This window comes from Vibrio sp. SBT000027 (assembly GCF_963894355.1).
In the GTDB taxonomy this organism is placed as follows: domain Bacteria; phylum Pseudomonadota; class Gammaproteobacteria; order Enterobacterales; family Vibrionaceae; genus Vibrio; species Vibrio splendidus.
Genome location: NZ_CAWQGD010000001.1, coordinates 154136 through 176683, shown reverse-complemented (window position 1 = coordinate 176683; position 22548 = coordinate 154136). Strand labels below are relative to the sequence as shown.

The window sequence follows — 22548 nt, the reverse complement described above, 5'->3', positions numbered from 1 at the left end:
TAAAACTCACTAAATAATATCAATTAGGATAATTCACACAAAAAAAAATGATAGAGAAAATAAGTAAGTTACTGATTTAATAAACGATATTTTTTTGGTTCGGTGGTTTGTAGGCATTTTTACAAACGTAAACTCAAATTAGACTTGAGGTATAGCCTTATTTTTGATGTAAATTGTAACAATTTGTGATCTACAGCGTTTTACCTTTAGAATATTGCGATTCATATCACGACATTAGCACATATTTCGGATCAATAATTTACCTCTAAAAATAACCACTTAGTAAATAAAAGAGCGTGATATGAAATATAAAAGCTTGCTACTACCTCTATCCTTAGTCATTTCAGCAACAGCAATGGCTGGAGGACACCGTGAACCTTATCAAGCCCAAACCGATTTGATTGATAAAACTTTTACTGAGCAACAGGCTCCAACAATACGAGTGGCCACATTCAATATGGCAGCCGCTCGAGTATCATCATTGACCGAAATTGCTAAAGCGATTAAAGCGCTTAATGCAGATGTTGTAGCAATTCAAGAAGTTGATGTATTAACAGACCGAAGCGGAAACGTCGATCAGCCTAAAAAGTTGGCCGAACTGACAGGGCTCAATATTGAATTTGGTCGTGCCATCGATTTTGATGGTGGCCAGTATGGTCTTGCCATAGCCTCGAAGTATCCTATCTTAAAAACTGAAGTCACCCAGCTTCCTTCAGGTAATCGTGAGCAACGTATTGTATTCGAAGCGCATATCGACGTTCCTGGCTTTAATGCACCGATAACAGTGTTCAATGCTCATTTAGATACGAAAGAAGATCCAACAATGCGAGTGGGGCAAGTTCGAGAGCTGAACGATACTGCAATTGATACACGTGGCATCAAAATTTTGCTTGGCGACATGAATGATGTTCCTGAATCTGTGACTTATCGAGAGCTTTCTCGATACTGGAACAATATTACTGACCAGAATGTCGATTTTCGCAGTTGGCCAGCCGGTAATCCTGAAATTCAAGTGGATTACGTCATGACCAGCAAAGCGCAAGTTTGGAAAATCAAAGAGATAACTGTACCGAAAAATAATACACAGTATGCTGACACTAATTGGCCTGCGGTTACAGATCACCTTCCTATTGTTGTCGAAATGAAAATGCTCGAACAATAATCTATCCAGTTTAAATTTGTTTAAGTCACTACTCTATCTTAGGTTAGGTAGTGACTTATTTTTCCTACTCTACTGTTTTGAATTGCAAGCCCTATCATCCTACGGGGCTGTTATTACGGTGAGAATCTCCAAGAATAAAAAATATCTTGGATAAGAATTCTTACAATTCAGAGACATCCGCAAAGATTTTATATTGATGTATCAACCCCTGCTTAAAAGATAAGAAAGTCGCGAACTTAGCGGCATGCGCGCTGCCATTTAGGCGCACGTAATCCACCTGACCCTCACACGCAACCGTATCATCGTTTACGTAGATCCCAGAAAACGTATGTGTCATTGATTCAATTGATCCAAAGAACGCTGCGTTGACCGCTTCGACCGCTGGCTTTCCTACTACTGGTGCGGCGTTCGAAAAATGAAACGACACGTCATCATGCAGTAGTGCCATTAGGGCGTAGACATCCTTTTGGTCGACGATTTGATATAGATGTTTTGTCTGTTCGATTAATGGTGACATAGCAATTGCTCCTTTGAATTTGAACTAATTTGGATTTGAACGAGATTAAGATCTAGCGTGATTAAATAAGTACAGGCTTATCAGCAATAGTATTACGGCTGCGATCAATTGCAGCGTTAATGGCTCGCCATACCACGTGATCCCAATGGAAACGCCGACGACGGTCACCACATTTCCCACTTGGCTAAAGCCCAGCCCATCGGTGATTCGCTGAAAACGAAACGTCAGTAAGTAACTGAGTGCTGATAAGCTTGCCATGAGCGCGAGTACGCCAGCTCCGTTTGGAATGAATTCACCATCGACCGCATGAGTAAACGGAAGCCATATCATGCTCTGTAGTGTCAGCATGCCAGCGGCTAGAACTATTGGATTGGCAAGAGGGGGGAACGCGCGACTGCGATAGACATTGCCAGCAGCCAAAAATATGGGTACGAGTAGCGCAATGGCCAGCGCTGACCAAGGGGATGAAGTGTTCATTTGTGGTGACAAAGTCACAGAGAGTGCGGCAACAACCCCAACCATGATCCCGAGTACTTTTCGCCAGGTTAACGAGGAGCCTTGGAAAGGTAAGGTGAATAACAAGGTAAAGATGGGCGACAAAGTGACGAGTACACTGAACGTACTGGTATTGAGAGATTGTAGGGCATAGGTTGACGCCAGATTAGGGATGGCGACGCCCAGTAAACCAGCCCAAAGATAATAACGGTAATGCACCAATGCCGTTCGGTTGAGCTGACCTTGTATTACCAATAACGTCATCAACAATAAAGCTGCACCTGCCATCGGTATAATCGCGACATCAATCGGTGGAATGCCAATGGTCACAGCATATTTGGCTAACGCAAAATTCACGGCGACAAGACTGCCAATGCTGACCACGTATAGCGGAGACTGGAATTGCCGACCGATACCATTAACGTGCCTTTTTTCCGCTTCCGGTTTTATCAATGATTTCATGTCTTACTCTATTGTTGAAGTCGATGAAATCAGCATAAAAGACCTAGATTGATTAGAGAATAGGCTCTACACTCTCCACACTGTATCCAAATTGGCGACAATCATGCAGCACTTAGACGCTATTCCCTATTTCCTTGCGGTGGTAAAACAATCGAGCTTTGCGGGCGCAGCGCGTGAACTGGGCGTGTCACGTTCGGCGGTCAACAAGCGGGTGATCCAACTAGAGTCGAGTCTTGGAGTGCGTTTGCTGCATCGTACTACGCGCCAAGTATCGCTTACTGAATCGGGTGAGCAGTTTTATGATCACCTCACCAAAGCCAATTATTGGCTGCAAAAAGCTGAAGATGCAGCAACCAGTCAGCAAAATCAGGCAATTGGCACATTGCGGGTTAGTGCACCAATGTCTTTTGGTCGTCTGATATTGGCCCCTCTCATCCCACAATTTCTTAAACGCTACCCTCATATTCACATCGACATGACGATGGACGATGGTTACGTCGATATTGTCGAAGGAGGATATGACGTTGCGATTCGAGCTGGGGATTTAAATGACTCGAGTTTAGTGGCGAAGCGGTTAACCAGCGTCCGTAGCGTTATCTGCGTCTCGCCTACGTATTTTGATGAGAATGGTTTGTCGATCCCAACCGAGATCTGCGAACTCAGTGCACACAACGCTTTGCTCTATCGTCATACATCTGAGAGCGCCGAGTGGTTTTTTGGTCACCAAGATCAGGTGACCAGCGTTGTAGTGAAAGGCAATTACCGAGTCAACAACAGCGAAGCATTACTGTGTGCGACCATGGCAGGGCTTGGGATCGCTAGGCTTCCCGACTTTATTGCTAATGCACCCATTCAGTCTGGGGAATTGCTCCCCTTGCTACCTAGCTATCTGATGCCAGAGAAGAATGTCTATGCATTGTTTCCTGAGCGAGATCCAATGCCACTCAAACTGCGATTGTTTATCGATTTCCTTGCAGATTCGCTCAATGATCGTTGAAAGTTTACGAAGTTGATAAGAGGCTTGAGGCGTACCTAGCCTTTTTATCTTTTCACTACTTGTGGTTTTTCCTCCACTCACGCCCTCGTTCAGGTGATCAAATATTTAGGCTTCTACTTAGATGAAACTGGGTGTTAAGGCTGGGTGGATACGTTGACTTGTTTATCCAAAACTCGACGATTGTCCAAAACTCGACGATTGTCGTCAACTTCTAGTCAGATATCATTCACACATTCTTCTAGCATGAATTTTTCTTTTCAGAAAAGGACAAATTAACAATGTTAGAAATGCCATCAGAAAAATACCGAACAGCACATGTGATCAGCTTCGCACAGAGATCTTGGCCATCACAGGTATTAGACAAAGCTCCTCGTTGGTGCTCTACCGATTTACGAGATGGGAACCAATCTTTATCTAACCCAATGAATATTGATAAGAAGTTAGAGCTTTTTAAACATTTAGTTGAATGTGGGTTCAAGGAGATTGAAGTTGCATTTCCATCTGCATCACAAACAGATTTTGATTTTGTCCGATGTCTGATCGAGAACGAATTAATTCCTGATGATGTTACTCTTCAAGTGATTACACAATCTAGGTCGGACTTGATTGAGCGAACGATCGATTGTCTTAAAGGTGCTTCCAAGGCGATAGTCCACTTATACAACGCGACAGCCCCATCTTTTAGAGAAATTGTTTTTTCTCAGGATAGACAATCTACTTTAGATCTCGCGGTGAGTGGAGCTAAACAAATTAAAAGGTTGTGTGAGGAAAATCCTGAAACTCTATGGACTCTTGAGTATTCACCAGAGACATTTAATTTTACTGAGTCTGACTTTGCGCTTCAAATTTGTGAAGCAGTAGCATTTGAGTGGCAGCCAAGTAAAGCTCGGCAGCTTATCATTAACTTGCCGACAACTGTTGAACGTAATACTCCTAATGTTTTTGCAGACCAGATAGAGCACTTTATAAATACATTTCATTCATTAGAGAACGTTACTATTAGTGTTCACCCTCATAATGATCGAGGTACAGGTGTTGCTAGCGCAGAACTTGCCATGTTAGCAGGAGCAACTAGGGTCGAAGGCTGTTTATTCGGAAATGGTGAGAGAACAGGAAATGTTGACTTGGTTACTCTCGCATTAAACTTTTATTCACAAGGTATTGACCCGAAATTGCGCTTTTCAGATATTCGACGCACGGTTGAACTCGTTGAACAATGTAATGAGCTTCCTGTTCATCCACGTCACCCATATGCTGGAAGATTAGTTTTTACTGCCTTTTCGGGGTCTCATCAAGACGCAATAAAAAAAGGGTTTGCTTTGTATAATTCTAAACAAAAGAAGCTCTGGGATATCCCTTACTTGCCAGTAGATCCCTTAGATTTGGGTTGCAATTATGAAGAAATTATTCGAGTGAATAGTCAATCAGGCAAGAGTGGGGCTGCGTGGTTACTACAAGAAAACCATGGGCTGATGCTTCCTAAAATGCTCCAAGCCGATTTAAGCAGGAGAGTGAAAAGTCATACCGATAAATCGGGGTGTGAAATTAATCTTTCGGAGTTATGGTTACTGTTCAGAGAATCTTATGGCTTAGTAAATAATCCCGCCATAAGTTTGCAGAAATATCACAGTCAAACAATGGATTATGGCCAAAAAATCGAAGTCCAGATTCACCACAACAGTAAAGAGATAATATGCGTTGGTTCTGGAAATGGCCTGATGTCTGCATTACTTAATGGGTTAATTGACCAGTATGGTTTACAGGTAAACATAATTGATTACCACGAGCATACTCTCGGTTCACAAACTCAGAGTAAAGCGGCGAGTTATGTTCAGTTACAGTCTGATGTTTCGAACGTAAGTTTCTTTGGCGCCGCAATTGAAGAAGATGCAACAAAAGCCTCTCTGCAAGCTTTGTTGAATGCCTATTCTCATCTCGTACAGACTAACTGCGCAGTTTAATCCTGCTCAACTGAATGTACCTTTGGATAATATTCACTAGGAGACAGCCCAGTTCGACTTTTAAACATCGAGCTAAATGCACTAGGGCTGTCATACCCAATCGCCAATGCAGTATCTAAAACACTACATCCGCTAGCTAAAAGTTCAGACGCATGAAGTAATCGTCTTTGACGCAGCCATTCAGTAAACGTTATGCCTAGTTCTTGTTGAAATTTTCTAGAAATAGTTCTTTCACTTTGACCTAAATACTTAGCAGCATCTGAAGCTGTCCACGGGTGTGAAATACGTTCAGATATATTTTTACAGAGCATAATCAACGCTTCGGTTCTTGGGGTGGGGACATTGAAATCAATGGGGTTTAGTAAACGCAATTCATCAAGTATCAGTTCAAATATTCGCTCTTCTCGTGTTCCTGCTATCCGAATATCAGGTAGAGATACGGCCTCAACAATTAGACTGGTAAGTAATGACGACACATTCGATAACACACAGATATTAGGAAGGTCTGCCCTGGCTATGGGATCAACAAATAGAGTGCGAACTTGAACGTCACCTGTAATTTTTAGACTATGTGGAATTCCAGCAGGTATCCACAGCCCTTGATTAGTCGTCACAACCCAGGAATTTGATGGCGTATCCACGCGAATAACACCGCTTAAAGCATGTAAAAGCTGAGCGCACTGATGAGTGTGGGGTAGTTCGACATCCCCATGAGAATATTTGTGTGCGTAGGCAAGTATTGGTGGGAACAAAGTTTCGTCACAAAATTTCATAAATACTCAAATATGTCCGATGAGTTATGCCGAAATAAAAATTAATGTATCGAACTTACCCATAATTCTCCAGAAGAAAGATAAGCTTCGTTTTTGGTCGGGATTTTATTGGGTATGGATAGCTTCTGTATCTACTCATATATTCTTTCGCTAATCGAGCTCTTGTTCCCCACTCACACCGCCTCTCAACCATTCACGCCTTGTTATTACCATTCGTCGCATTGATAAAACGGCATGACATATTCTAGTTAACCTTTCAACGTCAACATTTGAAAGGGATTAGAAATCATGACTACTTCACACTCATTTAATTCAGGCTCTACCACTTCTTTGCTTAAGCGTTCATTACTGATTGTACTTGTTTCATTCGCACCCACTTTGGCGCAGGCTAACCCAAGTTCAGACGTTCTTGATATCTACAATCAAGCCGCGCAAGGCAATGAAGATCTGGTTGAGGTGGCTTACGAACGCCTGAATGACACGTTACAACAAGATGGTGCTACGCCACTGACTTTAGTTTATTTAGGAAGCACAGAAACCCTGATGGGGCGTGATGCGTTCTTACCTTGGAACAAGATGAAGTATGTGGAGAAAGGCTTATCAACCATTGATAAATCACTGGTGCTGCTTAAAGACGAAGACCAACCGATTCATGAGCAACCTCGTGTTCAAGGGCTGCCAGATTCTTACCTAACTCGCGCAATGGCCGCCGTTACTTACACCTCTCTGCCAGACATGTTTAACCATTTCGATCGTGGTTATGACCTGTTCCTCTCGTTACTTGCGGAAGATGATTTCCAGCAACAACATTTCGCTGCAACCTCGTGGATTTACCGTTATGCCATTACCGCATCGATTCGTGCTGAAGACTTCGAGCAAGCGCAGGTGTGGCTTGAAAAAATGGAAAGTACCGATGCTGGCAACATCGAGACCATGACGGCGAAAGCCCTAATAGCGAAAGCCAAATAACAGCTGCGAATGCTAAATAGCGTTTTACTAAAGCTAATTAACAACAGCGAACGCTTAAAAATTATGGGTCAGCGGAGGACAAAGGAATGATTGAATTTAAAGATATCGGCAAAGCATATGTCACGGGCGGTCAACGTGTTGATGCATTAAACGGGGTCGATGGACATATCCAACGTGGTGAAATGGTGGCGTTATGTGGGCCATCAGGTTCTGGCAAAAGCACACTTTTGAATATTTTGGGTTTGTTGGATATGGACTATCGAGGGCAGATCAACATTGATGGCCAGCCGTATCCGACAGAGCAAATCGCCGCTGCACGTTTTCGTCGTCAGTCGTTGGGTTTTGTCTTTCAGCGCTTCAATCTAGTTCCTGTGATGACAGCGCTTGAAAACGTCGCTTATCCATTGATGTTGAACCAATGCTCTAAGCAAGAACAGCAGACCAGAGCACAAGACATGTTAGAGCGTGTTGGGCTAGGGGATTACGTTCATCACCGCCCAGACAATCTTTCAGGCGGTCAGCAGCAACGTGTCGCAATAGCCAGAGCACTGATCCACAACCCAAGTTTGGTGATTGCCGATGAACCGACCGCCAGCCTAGACAGCCACACCGCCAACCTTGTGATCGACATTATGAAAGAGCTCGGCCACGAAATGGGCACCACCTTTATTGTCGCAACGCACGACCCAAGAATGGCGCAGCGCTGCGATCGAGTAATTGAACTTATCGACGGACAACTGGCTCCACAAGCTGTAACTACGGAGGCGATCTCATGGGCAAGTTAACACAAAGAATGAGCACGTTTTTACTTCTAACTTCGGTGCGTTTGGCGTGGCTTAATTTATTAAGAAATGGTCGCCGCAGTCTGCTTTCGGTATTGATTATCGCCATTGCGGTATTTGCGCTGACGTCGGCAGGAGGTTACGGGCTTTACACCTACGAATCTTTGAGAGAATCGACCGCTCGAGATACTGGTCATCTTACTTTGAGCACGCCGGGCTATTTTGAACAAGACGAAGACATGCCGCTGAGCAATGGTCTGGACAACGTTCAAGCGCTAACCAAGAGCATTATTGGCGATAGTGACGTGCGTGGTGTGCAGCCGCGAGTCTATTTCAGCGGTTTGGTGTCTAACGGCAGTAAGTCGACCATCTTTATGGGAACGGGTGTTAATGAGCGAGAGTTCGACATGAAAGGTCCATTCCTTGATGTGCGCAGCGGGCAAACCCTGTCGGATGTGAAATCCCCAAGATACGACAGTCAAGAGCCACAAGTAATGCTGGGAACTGACCTTGCTCGCAACCTCAAAGTTGCGGTTGGTGATTGGGTTACACTGCTTGCGACTACTAGTGATGGCGCTTTGAATGCCTTTGATTTTAAGGTGCAGGGCATCTACTCGACTGGGGTACCTGAGCTAGACAAACGTCAGTTATATGTACACATCACCACCGCACAAGAGCTTTTGGCCTCAGACAAAGTCAGTACCTTGTCGGTGTTCCTATTTGAAACAAGCAAGACCTCGACCGTTCAACAGCGCATCCAAACTGCTTTAGATCGAAATAGCGCTAGCCAAAACGATCAAGGCACAGAGATCGAGATCACCCCATGGCAAGATCGCGCGTTTTTCTACACCAAGGTTAAAGATCTTTACGACCGTATCTTCGGCATCATGGGCGCAGTGATGGCGTTGGTGGTGTTTGTGTCGCTGTTTAATACTATGACCATGTCGGTGACGGAACGCACTCGTGAAATTGGCACCTTGTCGGCACTCGGCAGTTACCCTTCTGAAATCGTGGCAGGCTTCTTAAAAGAGGCGGGATTGCTGGCGGTGATTGGCAGTGTGATCGGTGCGTTAGTGAGTGGTTTAGTGTCGCTGTTATTACTGGTGGTTGATATACAGATGCCACCACCTCCGGGTCGAACCGAGGGTTACCCACTCAACATTTACTTCTCATTGGAATTAGTTGGTTACGCCACTTTAGGTGTGCTGACGATATGTTTGTTGGCTGCTTATTTCTCTGCACGAAAAGGTGTGAATAAGCCAATCACGGAGGCGCTGGTTTATGTCTAAATTAACTCGTTCATTCAATACCTTGGCTTTAGCGTTGGGCTCTGTTTTGGCTTTGGTTCTAGCATCGACGCCAAGCTGGGCAGTTGATTCACAACAAGTCACAGAGATGATCGCCAAGGCGGATAGTTACCGGTTGAACAGCGCACAAGCGTCTAAGGTAGTGTCTTTGGTGGCGTTGTATCAAGACGAGCAACTGGACAAAACCCGTGAATACAACGTCTATACAAGACCAAACCGAGAGTCGTTGGTGGTGTTCAAGTCGGCGGTCGAGGCTGGTCAAAAGATGCTGATGATAGAAGATAATTATTGGCTGTTGATGCCGAAATCTCGCCGACCAATTCGTATCACACCGATGCAAAAACTGTTGGGTGAAGCCTCGGTTGGGGACATCTCGACGCTGACGTGGAGCGAAGACTACCAAGGGGAGTGGGTTGCCGAACAACAGGTTGAGATGCTGACTGGCGAGACACTCGATACCCATCACCTAAAGCTCGCGGCGAAAACCAAGGGTGCCAGCTATCAATCGATTGATCTGTGGTTAACGGCAGACCGAGCGTTTCCAGTTAAAGCGGATATGTATCTGCGTTCAGGAAAATTGGCGAAACAAGCTTGGTTTACCGAAGGCGTGCGAGATGGATTACCAACCGTTGTGTCGATGACCTTGCTCGATAAGATTCAGCCAAGCAAGAAAACCGTGATTGAGTATCGCGAAGTGATTGAACAAAGCTTGGAAGACAAATATTACAACCCTGCCTACCTATCGCGTAACAGCGTGTCTGGTCTGTAGGTGGACGTCATGAAAGCTTCCAATCGCCGATTCCACATAAAGTTTTCAATCGCTACTTTGCTTGCCTTGTCTTGTGTGAGTAACACAATTCAAGCGGACGATCTGAGCTTGGCGTGGGATTGGCAACTCAGTGCAGAAGCCGTTGAATCGCGAGAGTCGCCATTCAGCCCCTTACCATCTGATAATCGTCAGTCATTCAATGGCTTGCTGGATCTTGAGGTTGGATATGGCAATTGGCTTGGTCTGTTCGCAGTGAAAGCCAACGATATTCTAAGCAATAACCCTCAACAACAAGACGCGAGCTTTGAGTCTGAATTCATTGTGCGTGAGTTGTTTTGGCAAGGGGGCGTTGAGCTGTCGAATTCATTAATCGGCGACCATTACCTCGATGTCACGCTTGGCAAGGTTCGTTTGGATTGGGGCGTGGGTTATGGCTATCGACCGTTAGACATCATCAAGCCTTATCGACAAAACCCGGTGGGCATTGTCGCAGAAGAGGGCGCGGGTGTGGCCTCGGCGTCACTGTTCGATATGACAGGAGAATGGACACTGCTTTACAGTGATTCGTCATGGACTTCTCAAGACGTAAATGAATTCGAAAAACAGAATCAGCAACAAGGCTTTGGGGTACGTCGTTACAATCTAGTGGGCGATCACGAATATCAATGGGTCGCTTATTATGACGATGTACGCCACGGCTTGCTTGGTGCGAGTTTAGTGTCTGTGTTGAACCTCGCTTGGGAGTTTCATGGCTCGGTGGTCTATCAACGACAAAGCCTTGGCTACAGTCAGCCTGATTCAATGCTTAAACCGGTTTATCTTGAAGAGCAGGGCGAGGCTTATCAAGCGTTGGCAGGATTAACATGGGCCAATGACACCGGCCACAATGTGGTGTTGGAATACTGGTTTGATAGCCGAGCGTGGAGTCATTCTGAGTGGCAAAACGCGATAGAAAGTGCAGAGTCTTTGTCGGTTAATGCGACGGCAGCATCACTGGCCGGTTCTTATGCGCAAGGCTATCAGCACGCCAATTTGGTTCAACACAACATCATGTTTCACTGGTCTTTGGATTCGACACATGGCTGGCTTGAAGATATCACGCCGACATTTGATGTGATGTTGTCTCCTCAAGACGGCGGCTTTATTGCGACCCAGTGGCTCAACTATCAGGCGTTAGATAATGGCCATTCATCGTTGGATTTGGAACTTGCTGCACGCTTTCTAGGCGGTAAAAGTGATTCTGCTTACGCCAACTTACCCGATAGTCATATGATTCTTTTAAATATCAAAGGACGATTTTAATGAACACTTCTTCAAACAGTCAGTTTTCATGGATTAAGAGCTTCACGCTGACCACTTTGTTTTGTTTTATCATTGCCGTCACCACTCAAACTATTTGGGGTGGCGACCTTGTGGTTAACCTCGCGATAAGCTTTGGTTTTGGTTACAGCGCGGTAGGTTCTTCTTTCATCTTGGTTAAGTTGTTTAAGAGAACATCCAGAACGCTTGAAGTGGGTATCTCAATGGTGTTCGCGATGACTTTTGGTACCTTGAACGCCCACTATTGGTTGAACGGATATTTCGGGGCCAATATCTCGGACCTTAAATCCGTAGTCTTGCTCGGTGTGATCTTCTGTTCGGTTTGCTATTACTACTTCTATACACGAGAGCAACAACTACGCGCCGATAACGAATTGGAAGTGGCCAAGCGTCGTCAGGCCGATCAAGAAAAGGTTGTGGTGCTAAGCCAGCTGAAGCAACTGCAAAGCCAAATTGAACCGCACTTCTTGTTCAACACACTTGCGACCATCAATGTGTTGATTGAGAGTGACAGCGCGAAAGCCAAGTTGATGCTCGAAAAACTCACCGACTTATTGCGTGTGACTTTGAAAAATAGCCGCACTGAGCAATCGACAATCGCACAAGAGGTCGACTTGTTAGACGCTTATCTTAATATTCAGAAGATACGCTTGGGGGGGCGCTTAACGTTCTCGATTGAAACACACGAGATTAGTGACTTGCAGGTGATTCCGCCGTTCTTGATTCAACCCTTGGTCGAGAACGCACTCACGCACGGTATCGAACCCAAAGCCGCGGGTGGCCAAGTGAATATTCGTATTACTCAACAAGCCGAGCAGTTGAAGATTGAAGTGTCAGATAATGGCGCTGGGTTGAAAACGCATTCTGCGAATACGGGTCACGGTGTTGGGTTAAGCAATATTCGTCAAAGAATCGAAACCCTTTATGGTGATAAGGCGAGCCTCACGATTACTGAACACGCTGAAGGCGGGGTAGTCTCGACGATCTTGTTACCGCTGACTGACGCAGCCGCCTAGAATTACAGACCAGAAAGCACAGAACAGTGACGGAAAATAGACGATTTACAGTGTGAATTTAAAGGATTAACTATGAATAACCCAGCAATACAGCCGAGCGTAACGGCGATTATCGCAGATGATGAAGCACTGTTAAGGCATCACCTAGATAAGAGTTTGGCTGAGGTTTGGCCGGAGCTAGAAATCGTCAGTAAGGCACAAAACGGTTTGGAGGCAATGCAGAGTATTCAGCAGCTTAAGCCCGATGTGGCTTTTCTCGATATTCGTATGCCAGAGCTGGATGGAATCTCGCTGGCGAAGCAACTCAACAAGCTAGATTCACCGCCATTGATTGTGTTTATTACGGCTTATGACGAATACGCGGTCAAAGCCTTTGAGCACAATGCGATGGATTACCTGCTGAAACCCATCAACGAAGAGCGCTTACTGGCGACATGCCAGAAGGTGCAAGCGCGTTTGTCGAGCAACCAAGCGCAAACAGGTAGCACTCCGGAACAGCCCGATATCACGGCGTTAATGGCTCAGCTTCAACAGTTATCACAATCGTCTTCCCAACAAACGCAGCCTCCTTATCTATCGCAGCCCCTTTATCAACAGCAGAAGAAACATCTAACGTGGCTCAAGGCTAGCGTTGGAGAAGACATTCACCTAATCGCCGTCGATGATGTTGCTTACTTCAAAGCGGAAGACAAGTACGTGTCGATATTCAAAAAAGGCCAAGGCGGTTTGCTAGAGGAGTTTATTCTTCGCGTGTCGCTAAAAGAGTTGATCGCCCAGCTTAACCCAGATGAGTTTTGGCAGATCCATCGCTCGGTGGTGGTTAAAGTGTCGGCCATTGATAAGGTGAAGAAAGGGCTCTCAGGCCAGATGTCGGCGTATGTTTCTGGAGAAAAGTTACCGATCAGCCGTGCTTCGCAAGCGCTCTTTAAGGGTATGTAGCGAACAAGCTTAAAGGTATGTAGCCATTGATTTTAAAAGGATGCAGTTAACGAGTTTAAATGGATGTATTAGGCTCTATCAAAACGCTGCTTTAAACGAGTACAGCCGATCTTACATAACGTATAGTGATTTATAAAATAAAGATCTAGATCACAAAGATACTCATCCGGTTCAATATTAAATAATAATCGTTAACTCAATCTGTATATTGTCGATGAATGACATTAAGAGGTTGTTATGAAAACATATTATTTAGCGACGGCTCTATGCCTCACCTTAGTTGGCTGTAGCTCAACATCAAAAACTACCGAAACGCCAATCCAGCCGGATCCGGCATGGACATCAGGCCAACTAGAAAATGGCCTTACCTACCATGTTTATCCAGATCATGAAGAATCCGTATCTGTTCGTTTAGTCGTGCACGCGGGTTCGTTCCAAGAGACTGACCAACAAGAAGGTTATGCGCACTTTTTGGAGCACATGGCATTCAATGGCAGTAAAAATTTCTCTCAAAATGACGTGATTCGCTTATTCGAAGATGCAGGCGCTAGCTTTGGTGCTGATATCAATGCCTACACTTCTTACCAAGAAACTGTGTATCAATTAGATTTACCTGACAATGTCCAATTACAGTCTGCCCTGACGTGGATGCGAGACATTGGTGATGCTCTGGACCTATCAAGTTCAGAAGTCGAAAAAGAGAAAGGTGTGATTCTTGGTGAGTTCCGTTATGCACGCTTAGACGACAAGCCATTCGCAGAACAGTTTTTAGACCACTTCATTGAGGGTGGCCAGTATGAAGGCCAAGATGCACTTGGTACTAAAGAGTCTGTACTCAGCGCGACTTCCCAAGGGCTAAATAACTTTTATCAGACTTGGTATCAACCTCAGAACGTTGAGGTGATTGTCTCCGGTGACATTGACACAAAAACCGTCATTCCATTAATTGAACAGAAGTTTTCAGATTGGCAGCGAGGACAAACTCCCAAGCCAGTAAAACAAAGAATTACCACCTTTAATGAAGGTGACTATATTGAGTATGCAGAATCGGAAGCGCCAAGTATCTCTTTGATGATCAACCGAGGGGCAAGTGCGGTAGACACTCGCGCGCAACAGCATCAACTTTGGCTTGATGAGACAGTACAGCAACTGATCAGGCAGCGACTTAATACCAAGTTCAATGATGCGGCTTTGCCAACTCAATGGATAAGTTCCAAACATTATTCTATGGAATATCAGCGCTATTCATTGGTGGATGTTGGCTTTCCTGTCGGCGCTCGTGAGGTGGCTCAAAAGGAGCTAATCGCCACATTGGCATCTCTGCGTGATTATGGCGTCTCTGAAAATGAGATAATTAGCGAACAGCATTATTATCAAGACTTACTCGATAATGTTGAGATCGATTGGGACAATATGGACAGCGTACAGCACGCTAACCAGAAAGCGACGGCTTTAGTGAACGAACAAATCGTGCAATCACAACGAGACTATGAAGCGAGCCTTGAAGAGTTTGTCGCAAATCTCGATCTTGATGTGATTAATGCCAATATTAAGGCTTTGCTTTCTAGCGACTATTTCGTAGTGGTTGGTATGAATGAAAGTGAAGATAAAGTTGCGGTTACCCAAGCCATCGAGAGCTTGAAAGCAACTTATAGCGAAAAGGGTGCCAAACCGTTGTTTTCGGTGACCAGCAGTGCTTTTGCTGTTCCTAGTTCGCAAGGCGATATTGAGTTAGTGGAACAGATGTATGTAGACCCATATGTTCAAAAGTGGACGCTTAGCAATGGTATCGATATGTGGTATATGCGTGACTATCTTGCAGGCGATGACATAGGTATTTATTACACAAGCTTAGGTGGTATGGCAGCACTCGATCCTAAGTTATATCCAGCGTCAGAGTTAGCTCTTGCTGCTATCGGTAGAAGTGGTGTTGGCAGTTTTTCAGGAACGGAGCTTAATGCGCATTTGGATCGTGAAGATATTCAGGTTTATCCGTTTATCGATTTTACTCACCATGGCGTCGAATTTAAGCTTACCAGTAATGGCTTAGCGGAAACTTTTGCTGCACTCAACGCGATCGTTACATCAGTCAAGGTATCGCCAGAGCAACTGGAGGCGGTTAAGCAAGAATTCATTCAAAATCGAGATTCTTACTTAGCAAGCCCTACTGGTCAGTTCGGATATGCAATGAACCAAAATACCTATCAAGCGGACAGTGATCATGTGTTGCTCGATAGTAAAAGTGTGGAAACGGTTTCTGTTGAAGAGATAAAGAGCGTCCATCAGCAGTTGTTTGGTCAATTCCGAAATAATCAGCTGGTTATTGTGGGCGACATTGATCCAAGTGAATTGAAACCTCTGGTTCGCCAGTACTTGGCTTCTATTCCATTGGAAAAAGCCGTTGTGCCTGACTTTAACGTCGCGTACAAGCACCCATCTAAAGCGCGTATTGATTTGTCGGTCAACACGGCTAATAGCACTGAGTACATGCTAAGAGTCATTGCGGAGCCTTCCGAGCAAACTGGAATAGTAAGAGGGCAAACGGCGAAAGATATCTTTATGGAAGACATGCTGCAACGCCTGCTTGTTACTCGTTTAGACGCGTACATACGTGAAGATTTAAGTCTAGATTACTCACCTTATGCTTACTGTGTATCGCAAGATGGTGATACAAGCCATGACTGGTTTATTGGTGCGCTGATCGACCCTAAAAATGCCGATAAGATAGAGGTCGCGATTGATAAAGTGATTGGAGACCTTCTGAAGGGCGTATCAAATGATGAGATTAGAGCGGCAGGCAAGCAACTAGAAGCGGACTTTACGCCTTTAGATACTAGTGTTGTTGATCAAGCATGGTTCGTGTCTCGTTATCTTTTGCACGACTATGGTGTAGAAGCCTTGTTTAACGTGAAAGCGACGGTTAACTCAATTTCTCGTGAAGATATGAATCAACTTGTCCAACGCATCTTTGGTGAAAATAGCCGTAAGGTTAAGAACATCATGCGTCCTAAAGCCTAAAGCCTAAAGCCTAAAGCAGACAGAAACACTTAACCCAAAGCCAAGCGCGCATCGCTTGGCTTTCTTGTTTTTACACCATTCATAATATCTATGCACCAAGCTTTGTTGCGCTCTTTTTGAGGTATATAAATCTAAATTCCGTGAGTGCCTAATCGGTTGCATCGTATCATTTTCTAAAAAAATGTTTTAAATCAAGACAGCGTTTCATTTGTATTGTAGATTGACGATCTACGAGAATGTTGTTTGGATATTAGATTGCTTAAATTAGGTACCCGATTAGTCTTAATGTTGTTTTTACTGAGCTTTGGCTTAGTGAATTCTAACGGCTATTCGTTTCCTTCTAAGCCATTTCAAATATACTCGGCTCAAGAGCAATCTTCACTGAATGAACAATCTTCCTCGATAAAACAGTGTAAACAAGCCGCTACGGATAACCCGTCGAGCTACTTCGAGTGCAACAAAGCTCAGTTTGGCACCGATCCTTCTGGTGACAGTTCCAACTATCACGACACTGAGTCGAGCCTCCAAGCTGCAAACTTCAGACGTATGCTCAGTAACGAGCAAGAAAGCGTGGCCGATCTTGAGCCTGCTTATCATCTACTGATTGACTTCTCTCCCCCCTCAATACTGGCTTCCCTGCTCTTCAACACGCCGTTGTTGGATTCCAAGCTGCACTGGACCAGTATTGTGAGTTCTCCGTCTTCCCGGCTTTCGGGGTGGAAAGAGGGCAACATTCAATACTCGCATTTCCGAGAACTTCTTAGCTAATCGTTTGACCCTAAATTGGTCGTATCGATGGTCGCCTCGCGCCCGTTGAACTCGCCAATTAACCAAGACAAACATAGCGACATCAGCTTTAGCATCACTACCGTTCAATCAGCTTGTTCTGGTTTCAGCTATCGATCGTGTTCGCAAAACATTAGTTATACCAATCGCAGTAAATAACTGGTCAACCTAGCTGGTTAAAACGCTCGTTCACTGTTTTTTTTCGATGCTATTTTTGAGCTCGTATTTACGGTGATTGGTAAAAAGAAGAGATCTTGACTGTGAAAAAACGCATTCCAAGAAAACAAATCAACCACTATTCAAAGTGGAAATACGCGGTGCTTATCGCCACCATTATCATCATGGTTCTGAGTGCTTTACCTTCTTGGTATGGCGAGAATGCATCGGTTCAAATCAGCAATCGCTCTGAGCAGACAATCGATGCGACTCAAATTACTCAATACCTTGCGAGCGAAGGCATTCAAGCCAAATCTGCATTTCAAAAAGACAAACGTTTAGTCGTGATCTTAGAAGACGCTGAACAACAAGCGAAAGCCAAAGAGGTGCTGAATGAGCGCCTATTGGATAACGCGACCGTTGCGTTAGCGATGGAGCCAGCAGCACCAAAATGGTTGACTGACATGGGTTTTGCGCCGATTCAGTTAGGCCTTGATTTACGTGGTGGTGTGCAGTTCTTATTAGAAGTGGATATGGAGCCGGTTTATCACGCGCAAGCTCAAGCGATGGTCGACGAGATCACCAGCGAAGTGCGTTACGCGCGCGGTAAAGTGGTGAACAACCAAGTTCAGTTTGATTTCCGTACCGACGCCGATTTCGAAAAAGCACAGAAGCTGATTCGTCAAGAGTTCCCACAATGGCAACGTGACCGTTCAGATAAATCGCTAACGTTAACTCAGTCTGAAGAAGAACAAAGAACGCTACGTAACCTAACGGTTCAACAAAACCTGCAGATCATGCGCAGCCGTATTGAAGAGCTAGGCATCACTGAGGCATCGATTCAACGCCAAGGTGAAAGCCGTATCCGTATCGAGTTGCCGGGTGTACAAGACCCTGCTGCAGCAAAAGACGTGATTGGTGCAACGGCATCATTGGCGTTCTATTCGGTGTACGACAATGCCACTCGCAGTACTCAAACCCTAAAAGATTCAGACGGCAACCGTGTGGTCGTCGACCGCAAGGCTGTGTTGAGTGGCGAACACATTATTGATGCTCGCAGTGGCATTGGTGAGATGGGCAGTGCAGAAGTCAACATTACGCTAGATTCTTCTGGTGGTAAGAAAATGTCTGAGTTCTCACGTCATAACATCGGTAAGCCAATGGCAACGGTGTACAGCGAGTACAGCCGTGATAGAGCAGGCAACAGCAAGCAAGACAGTGAAGTGATTAGTGTGGCAAACATCCAATCTCAACTGGGTAGCCGCTTCAGAATCACAGGCGCTGGCAGTTTGGCAGACGCACAAGAGCTTGCGTTACTGTTGCGTGCGGGGTCATTGACTGCGCCTGTGACCATCATTGAAGAACGTACTATTGGCCCATCTTTGGGTGCTGAAAATGTAACTAACGGCTTTGCTGCTTTAGCACTTGGTCTTGGCCTTACGCTAACGTTTATGGCGCTATGGTACCGCCGCTTAGGTTGGGTCGCGAACTGTGCATTGGTGGTTAACATGACCACATTGTTTGGTTTGATTGCGCTGCTACCGGGTGCGGTATTAACTCTGCCGGGTATTGCGGGTCTAGTACTGACCGTTGGTATGGCGGTGGACACTAACGTGCTTATCTTCGAGCGTATTCGAGACAAGATGAAAGAAGGACGCAGCTTTGCCAGCTCTATCGATCGTGGTTTCGATAGCGCATTCTCGTCAATTTTCGATGCTAACGTCACCACCATGATCGTTGCTGTGGCTCTATATACCATTGGTAATGGACCGATTCAGGGCTTCGCTCTGACACTGGGCTTAGGTCTTCTAACCAGTATGTTTACGGGTATTTTTGCTTCACGAGCAATCATCAATTTGGTTTGGGGGCGTGACCAACGCCACGATGTAAGGATTTAAGCATGAGTACTTCAAAAATGACTATTTCAGACCGCTATTTTTCAAATAGCAATATGACTCGCCTTCGTAAGGTGATGTCTGTGATTTCTATTGTGCTGTTCATGAGCTCTGTGATGCTGGTGGCAGTGAAAGGTTTTAACTGGGGTTTGGACTTTACTGGCGGTGTGGTTGCCGAGGTTCAACTCTCTGATCAAGTAACCAAAGATGCGTTAAAAACCAAGCTCGACACTGCTTTCCAGCAAGACGTTCAAGTGGTCGGCATGGCAGAGCAAGATCGCTGGACTATTCGTTACAGCCAACTGACAGACGCTCCACAGCCAAACTTAGTGGATGCTTTGTCATCGGTAAGTGACCAAGTAAAAGTGCTTAACAGCAGCGTGGTTGGGCCTCAAGTGGGTCAAGACATGGTTGACCAAGGTGGCTTGGCGGTATTGGTGTGTTTCCTAATGATCATGCTGTACCTGAGTGTACGGTTTGAATGGCGTTTGGCACTCGGTGCGCTTGCCGCGATCATCTATGACGTGACGCTTATCTTGGGTCTTTTCGCTTTTACTCAGTTTGAGTTCAACCTGACCGTATTGGCGGCCGTGCTAGCGATTCTCGGTTACTCATTGAATGACTCGATCATCATCGCCGACCGTGTACGCGAAATGCTGCGCGGCAATCCAAACGGTGATACTGATAACCTGCTCAACGAATCGGTTAAAGCGACCTTCTCACGCACCATGGTGACTTCAGGAACAACGCTAATTACCGTATCAGCGCTTTGGCTACTGGGTGGCGCTGCGCTGCAAGGATTTGCTATTGCACTCGTTGTCGGCATTGTCAGCGGTACGTGGTCTTCAGTGTCTGTCGGCATAACACTGCCTAAGCTACTTGGCCTACAGCCTTGTCACTACCAAGTGAAAGCGCCAGTAGAAGTTGAGGGTGAGTACCCTTAGTCAAGCTAAGCTAGCTTATGCACGGTAGGCCGATTTACTTACGCTATTAACCTAAACCAATAATGAAAGCCCTTGAACTGACTTAGCCCCCTAAGTAAGTTCAGGGGCTTTATTTTTTATAAGAGTCAACTGGTTAGAGAAAAGAGAGCCTATTTCAAAAAACGATGGATTGAGCAGGCAAGCCCTCATGATATGAAGTATGTTTAGATGACGTTAGTAGAAATGAGGCAAGGGAATGGAATATCGACATCAATGTCATGTAGGCGACCATGGTGATGCACTGAAGCATCCAGTATTGAGTGCACTTGTTCAGTCATTAATGCAGCAGCATTCAGGCCTCAACGTTATCGACACGCACTCAGGTACAGGGTGTTATGACCTCACCACCGCACCAAGTAATCATGCCGGTGAGTTTGCTGAAGGGGTCGGGTACTTGTGGCGCAATAAGGCTTATCTTCCTCCGGCATTCGCTTCTTTTATGTCGGTACTGGAATACTACAATCCGAATCAACTTATCTCTTTGTATCCGGGTTCTGCCGCCATCACTTACCAACAAGGTCGCAGCCAAGATAGTTTCTATTTTTCAGACATTCAGCAAGATGAAGCTGATTTACTGCAAACCAATATTGAGAAGTTACAATGTAACCTAGATATTTCAAGCAAGCTTACGATTAGCGCAGGTGATGGGCTTAAAGCGTTACCTGATGACGTTGCTAAACATGACAACCACCATTTGATTGTTATCGACCCACCCTATGAAACCGATTCAGAATATCTCGCGGTGATTGATGCCTTAGTTAAGGCGTATCAGCAATCTGAGAAGGTATCTGCACTAATTTGGTACCCGCTCTACACAGATGACAAGAGCTCACTGATTTTGAACCACTGTGTGACCGCAGTGAAAGATGGTTTGCTGCCAAGTCCGATTAAGTCGGAGCTTCGCCTTCGTGATCCTAAGGGGGATGATCGCCTGATCGGTAGTGGTTTACTGTTGTTCAATCCACCACAAGGCATTGCTGGAACGGTCGCGGATACGCTTGATTATTTACACAGCCAACTCGCGACTAACGGTGAAGGGTATTGGCAAATGAGAAGTCTATAAATCTGATTTCTATGGATTTTATGATGATTTTCTAGACGCCGTTCACTAAATCACTGTTATTTATGTGGTTTAAATTGACCAAACGCTAACTTTTATCGATTGATTAATTGCAGTGAATCATTTAAAAATAGAATATCAATGCGCACAAGTGCATAATGGCTCATAAGTTAAATAATTAATCTTAAGATTAAACTAGATTGTGGTTTACCCCCTAAACTGCATAAGGCTCGCACTAGTCATGCGAGCCTTTCTTTTGCCTGTCGGAAATTTTTACAACAGTTGCTCTTCAATCTTTAGTGCTTTCTCGATGAGTTTTGCATTGAAATCGGCAGCTCCCACTGAGTAGTGCGCTTCACGATGACAAGTCGGACAAAGTGCAATCACATTTTCGGGGCAATCAGCGCCGCCATCAGCTAACCGTGTCAGGTGATGCACTTCTAGGTAAGGGCCTGACTTGGTCTCAAAAGGTGAGGGTACTCCACAACCTTCACAGATACCATTTGCCCTCTTTTTTGCGTAGAGCTTAATGGCTTCACTACGATACTTCACGTGAGTGAGTTGTTCTTTAGGGTCAGCTTGAAGTGGCGTTGAAGCTAAAGCGATGTCTCGTAATTGCTTCAAGGATTTACTTTTAGTTGGTTTCGTTAGATATGAAGCTTTTGGTGTTTGAATGGTATTGCTGACACTTTGTGGGACGATATCTAGATGGAAAACTATTGCATCACGAAGTTGATCGTTCTTGTCGGGGCGTTGCTCAATGTGATGACAGATGTAGTTGCAAACTCCGACGAATCTAACAAAACCAGTTGAGACAGATTCAAACAAGAGAATCTCTTTAAGGTTGTTTTGGTGTTTAAAGATGGCCAAGTTTCCTTTAACCATTTTCATATCACCTTCTTGGCCTTCTCCTGTATATCGGAAAGTGCCGTCTGCACTAAAACCATCAGAGTAGCCAAATTCTTCACCAGCATCGCTAGTGAAGATAAATACATATGGGTGGGCTGCAGGCGTAGCTATACCACCATATTGCTGACCTTTGTAGCGACCGTGTATATCTGTGCGTCGATTGTAAACCTGTCCTACGTTGAACAATGGAGAGTCCTCGTTTCAATTCTAATTATTATTGATATTTTTATAATTTAAATTTGATTTAAAGTTCAAATATAACAGTGGTTTAG

General features: G+C 44.9%; 19 protein-coding genes. 15 read left to right on the top strand and 4 right to left on the bottom strand.

Annotated features, from left to right (window positions below):
• Positions 1–301: 301 nt before the first annotated feature.
• Complete coding sequence (locus AACU28_RS00795; protein WP_102496256.1) at positions 302–1162, top strand: endonuclease/exonuclease/phosphatase family protein; 861 nt, start codon at positions 302–304, stop codon at positions 1160–1162.
• A gap of 160 nt (positions 1163–1322) precedes the next feature.
• Here the strand turns inward: AACU28_RS00795 and AACU28_RS00790 are convergent, their stop codons facing one another.
• A complete protein-coding gene (locus AACU28_RS00790) occupies positions 1323–1679 on the bottom strand; it encodes a nuclear transport factor 2 family protein (protein WP_017082937.1) in 357 nt (118 codons plus the stop codon).
• 45 nt (positions 1680–1724) lie between these two features.
• Positions 1725–2636, bottom strand: coding sequence for a DMT family transporter (locus AACU28_RS00785; RefSeq protein WP_121602115.1), 912 nt, complete (start codon positions 2634–2636; stop codon positions 1725–1727).
• Between the two features lie 103 nt (positions 2637–2739).
• Between AACU28_RS00785 and AACU28_RS00780 the strand changes: the two genes are divergently transcribed.
• On the top strand, positions 2740–3633 hold the full coding sequence (locus tag AACU28_RS00780; RefSeq protein WP_121602114.1) for a LysR family transcriptional regulator: 894 nt from the start codon (positions 2740–2742) through the stop codon (positions 3631–3633).
• Between the two features lie 278 nt (positions 3634–3911).
• Positions 3912–5594, top strand: coding sequence for a 2-isopropylmalate synthase (leuA, locus tag AACU28_RS00775; RefSeq protein WP_121602113.1), 1683 nt, complete (start codon positions 3912–3914; stop codon positions 5592–5594).
• Here leuA and AACU28_RS00770 read toward each other — a convergent pair.
• Positions 5591–6367, bottom strand: coding sequence for an AraC family transcriptional regulator (locus AACU28_RS00770; protein ID WP_102496251.1), 777 nt, complete (start codon positions 6365–6367; stop codon positions 5591–5593). The genes leuA and AACU28_RS00770 overlap by 4 nt on opposite strands.
• A gap of 288 nt (positions 6368–6655) precedes the next feature.
• Between AACU28_RS00770 and AACU28_RS00765 the strand changes: the two genes are divergently transcribed.
• From AACU28_RS00765 to rlmJ, 12 genes are all read left to right on the top strand, one after another.
• Complete coding sequence (locus AACU28_RS00765) at positions 6656–7336, top strand: hypothetical protein (protein ID WP_121602112.1); 681 nt, start codon at positions 6656–6658, stop codon at positions 7334–7336.
• Positions 7337–7422: 86 nt separating this feature from the next.
• On the top strand, positions 7423–8121 hold the full coding sequence (locus tag AACU28_RS00760; protein WP_108150024.1) for an ABC transporter ATP-binding protein: 699 nt from the start codon (positions 7423–7425) through the stop codon (positions 8119–8121).
• Entirely contained in the window at positions 8109–9407 is a 1299-nt protein-coding gene (locus tag AACU28_RS00755) for an ABC transporter permease (protein WP_121602111.1), read from the top strand. The genes AACU28_RS00760 and AACU28_RS00755 overlap by 13 nt, the downstream gene beginning before the upstream one ends.
• Positions 9400–10194 carry an outer membrane lipoprotein-sorting protein gene (locus AACU28_RS00750; RefSeq protein WP_108209225.1) on the top strand — a complete coding sequence of 265 codons (795 nt, stop codon included), beginning with the start codon at positions 9400–9402 and terminating at the stop codon, positions 10192–10194. The genes AACU28_RS00755 and AACU28_RS00750 overlap by 8 nt, the downstream gene beginning before the upstream one ends.
• 9 nt (positions 10195–10203) lie before the next feature.
• Positions 10204–11496, top strand: coding sequence for a hypothetical protein (locus tag AACU28_RS00745; protein WP_121602110.1), 1293 nt, complete (start codon positions 10204–10206; stop codon positions 11494–11496).
• Positions 11496–12530, top strand: a complete 1035-nt coding sequence (locus tag AACU28_RS00740; protein WP_121602109.1) for a sensor histidine kinase — start codon at positions 11496–11498, stop codon at positions 12528–12530. The genes AACU28_RS00745 and AACU28_RS00740 overlap by 1 nt, the downstream gene beginning before the upstream one ends.
• Positions 12531–12602: 72 nt before the next feature.
• Positions 12603–13469: a LytR/AlgR family response regulator transcription factor gene (locus AACU28_RS00735; protein ID WP_121602108.1), complete on the top strand. Its 867-nt coding sequence runs from the start codon at positions 12603–12605 to the stop codon at positions 13467–13469.
• A 237-nt stretch (positions 13470–13706) separates the two neighbouring features.
• The gene (locus AACU28_RS00730) at positions 13707–16487 is read left to right on the top strand and encodes a M16 family metallopeptidase (protein ID WP_121602107.1); all 2781 of its coding nucleotides are present in this window, start codon (positions 13707–13709) and stop codon (positions 16485–16487) included.
• A 285-nt stretch (positions 16488–16772) separates the two neighbouring features.
• Entirely contained in the window at positions 16773–17255 is a 483-nt protein-coding gene (locus AACU28_RS00725; protein ID WP_029405019.1) for a hypothetical protein, read from the top strand.
• 272 nt (positions 17256–17527) lie between these two features.
• A complete protein-coding gene (gene secD / locus AACU28_RS00720; protein ID WP_121602106.1) occupies positions 17528–19327 on the top strand; it encodes a protein translocase subunit SecD in 1800 nt (599 codons plus the stop codon).
• Positions 19328–19329: 2 nt separating this feature from the next.
• On the top strand, positions 19330–20268 hold the full coding sequence (gene secF, locus AACU28_RS00715) for a protein translocase subunit SecF (protein ID WP_004732672.1): 939 nt from the start codon (positions 19330–19332) through the stop codon (positions 20266–20268).
• Positions 20269–20503: 235 nt separating this feature from the next.
• Entirely contained in the window at positions 20504–21370 is an 867-nt protein-coding gene (gene rlmJ / locus AACU28_RS00710) for a 23S rRNA (adenine(2030)-N(6))-methyltransferase RlmJ (RefSeq protein ID WP_102496244.1), read from the top strand.
• 270 nt (positions 21371–21640) lie between these two features.
• On the opposite strand, the gene AACU28_RS00705 is transcribed toward rlmJ, so the two are convergent.
• Positions 21641–22462, bottom strand: coding sequence for an HNH endonuclease (locus tag AACU28_RS00705; RefSeq protein ID WP_004732676.1), 822 nt, complete (start codon positions 22460–22462; stop codon positions 21641–21643).
• Positions 22463–22548: the final 86 nt, after the last annotated feature.

Bases quoted from the DNA above. Each gene is read 5' to 3' on its own strand.
- AACU28_RS00795 (WP_102496256.1), top strand. From the start codon at position 302: ATGAAATATAAAAGCTTGCTACTACCTCTATCCTTAGTCATTTCAGCA.
- AACU28_RS00790 (WP_017082937.1), bottom strand. From the start codon at position 1,679: ATGTCACCATTAATCGAACAGACAAAACATCTATATCAAATCGTCGAC.
- AACU28_RS00785 (WP_121602115.1), bottom strand. From the start codon at position 2,636: ATGAAATCATTGATAAAACCGGAAGCGGAAAAAAGGCACGTTAATGGT.
- AACU28_RS00780 (WP_121602114.1), top strand. From the start codon at position 2,740: ATGCAGCACTTAGACGCTATTCCCTATTTCCTTGCGGTGGTAAAACAA.
- leuA (WP_121602113.1), top strand. From the start codon at position 3,912: ATGTTAGAAATGCCATCAGAAAAATACCGAACAGCACATGTGATCAGC.
- AACU28_RS00770 (WP_102496251.1), bottom strand. From the start codon at position 6,367: ATGAAATTTTGTGACGAAACTTTGTTCCCACCAATACTTGCCTACGCA.
- AACU28_RS00765 (WP_121602112.1), top strand. From the start codon at position 6,656: ATGACTACTTCACACTCATTTAATTCAGGCTCTACCACTTCTTTGCTT.
- AACU28_RS00760 (WP_108150024.1), top strand. From the start codon at position 7,423: ATGATTGAATTTAAAGATATCGGCAAAGCATATGTCACGGGCGGTCAA.
- AACU28_RS00755 (WP_121602111.1), top strand. From the start codon at position 8,109: ATGGGCAAGTTAACACAAAGAATGAGCACGTTTTTACTTCTAACTTCG.
- AACU28_RS00750 (WP_108209225.1), top strand. From the start codon at position 9,400: ATGTCTAAATTAACTCGTTCATTCAATACCTTGGCTTTAGCGTTGGGC.
- AACU28_RS00745 (WP_121602110.1), top strand. From the start codon at position 10,204: ATGAAAGCTTCCAATCGCCGATTCCACATAAAGTTTTCAATCGCTACT.
- AACU28_RS00740 (WP_121602109.1), top strand. From the start codon at position 11,496: ATGAACACTTCTTCAAACAGTCAGTTTTCATGGATTAAGAGCTTCACG.
- AACU28_RS00735 (WP_121602108.1), top strand. From the start codon at position 12,603: ATGAATAACCCAGCAATACAGCCGAGCGTAACGGCGATTATCGCAGAT.
- AACU28_RS00730 (WP_121602107.1), top strand. From the start codon at position 13,707: ATGAAAACATATTATTTAGCGACGGCTCTATGCCTCACCTTAGTTGGC.
- AACU28_RS00725 (WP_029405019.1), top strand. From the start codon at position 16,773: ATGTTGTTTTTACTGAGCTTTGGCTTAGTGAATTCTAACGGCTATTCG.
- secF (WP_004732672.1), top strand. From the start codon at position 19,330: ATGAGTACTTCAAAAATGACTATTTCAGACCGCTATTTTTCAAATAGC.
- rlmJ (WP_102496244.1), top strand. From the start codon at position 20,504: ATGGAATATCGACATCAATGTCATGTAGGCGACCATGGTGATGCACTG.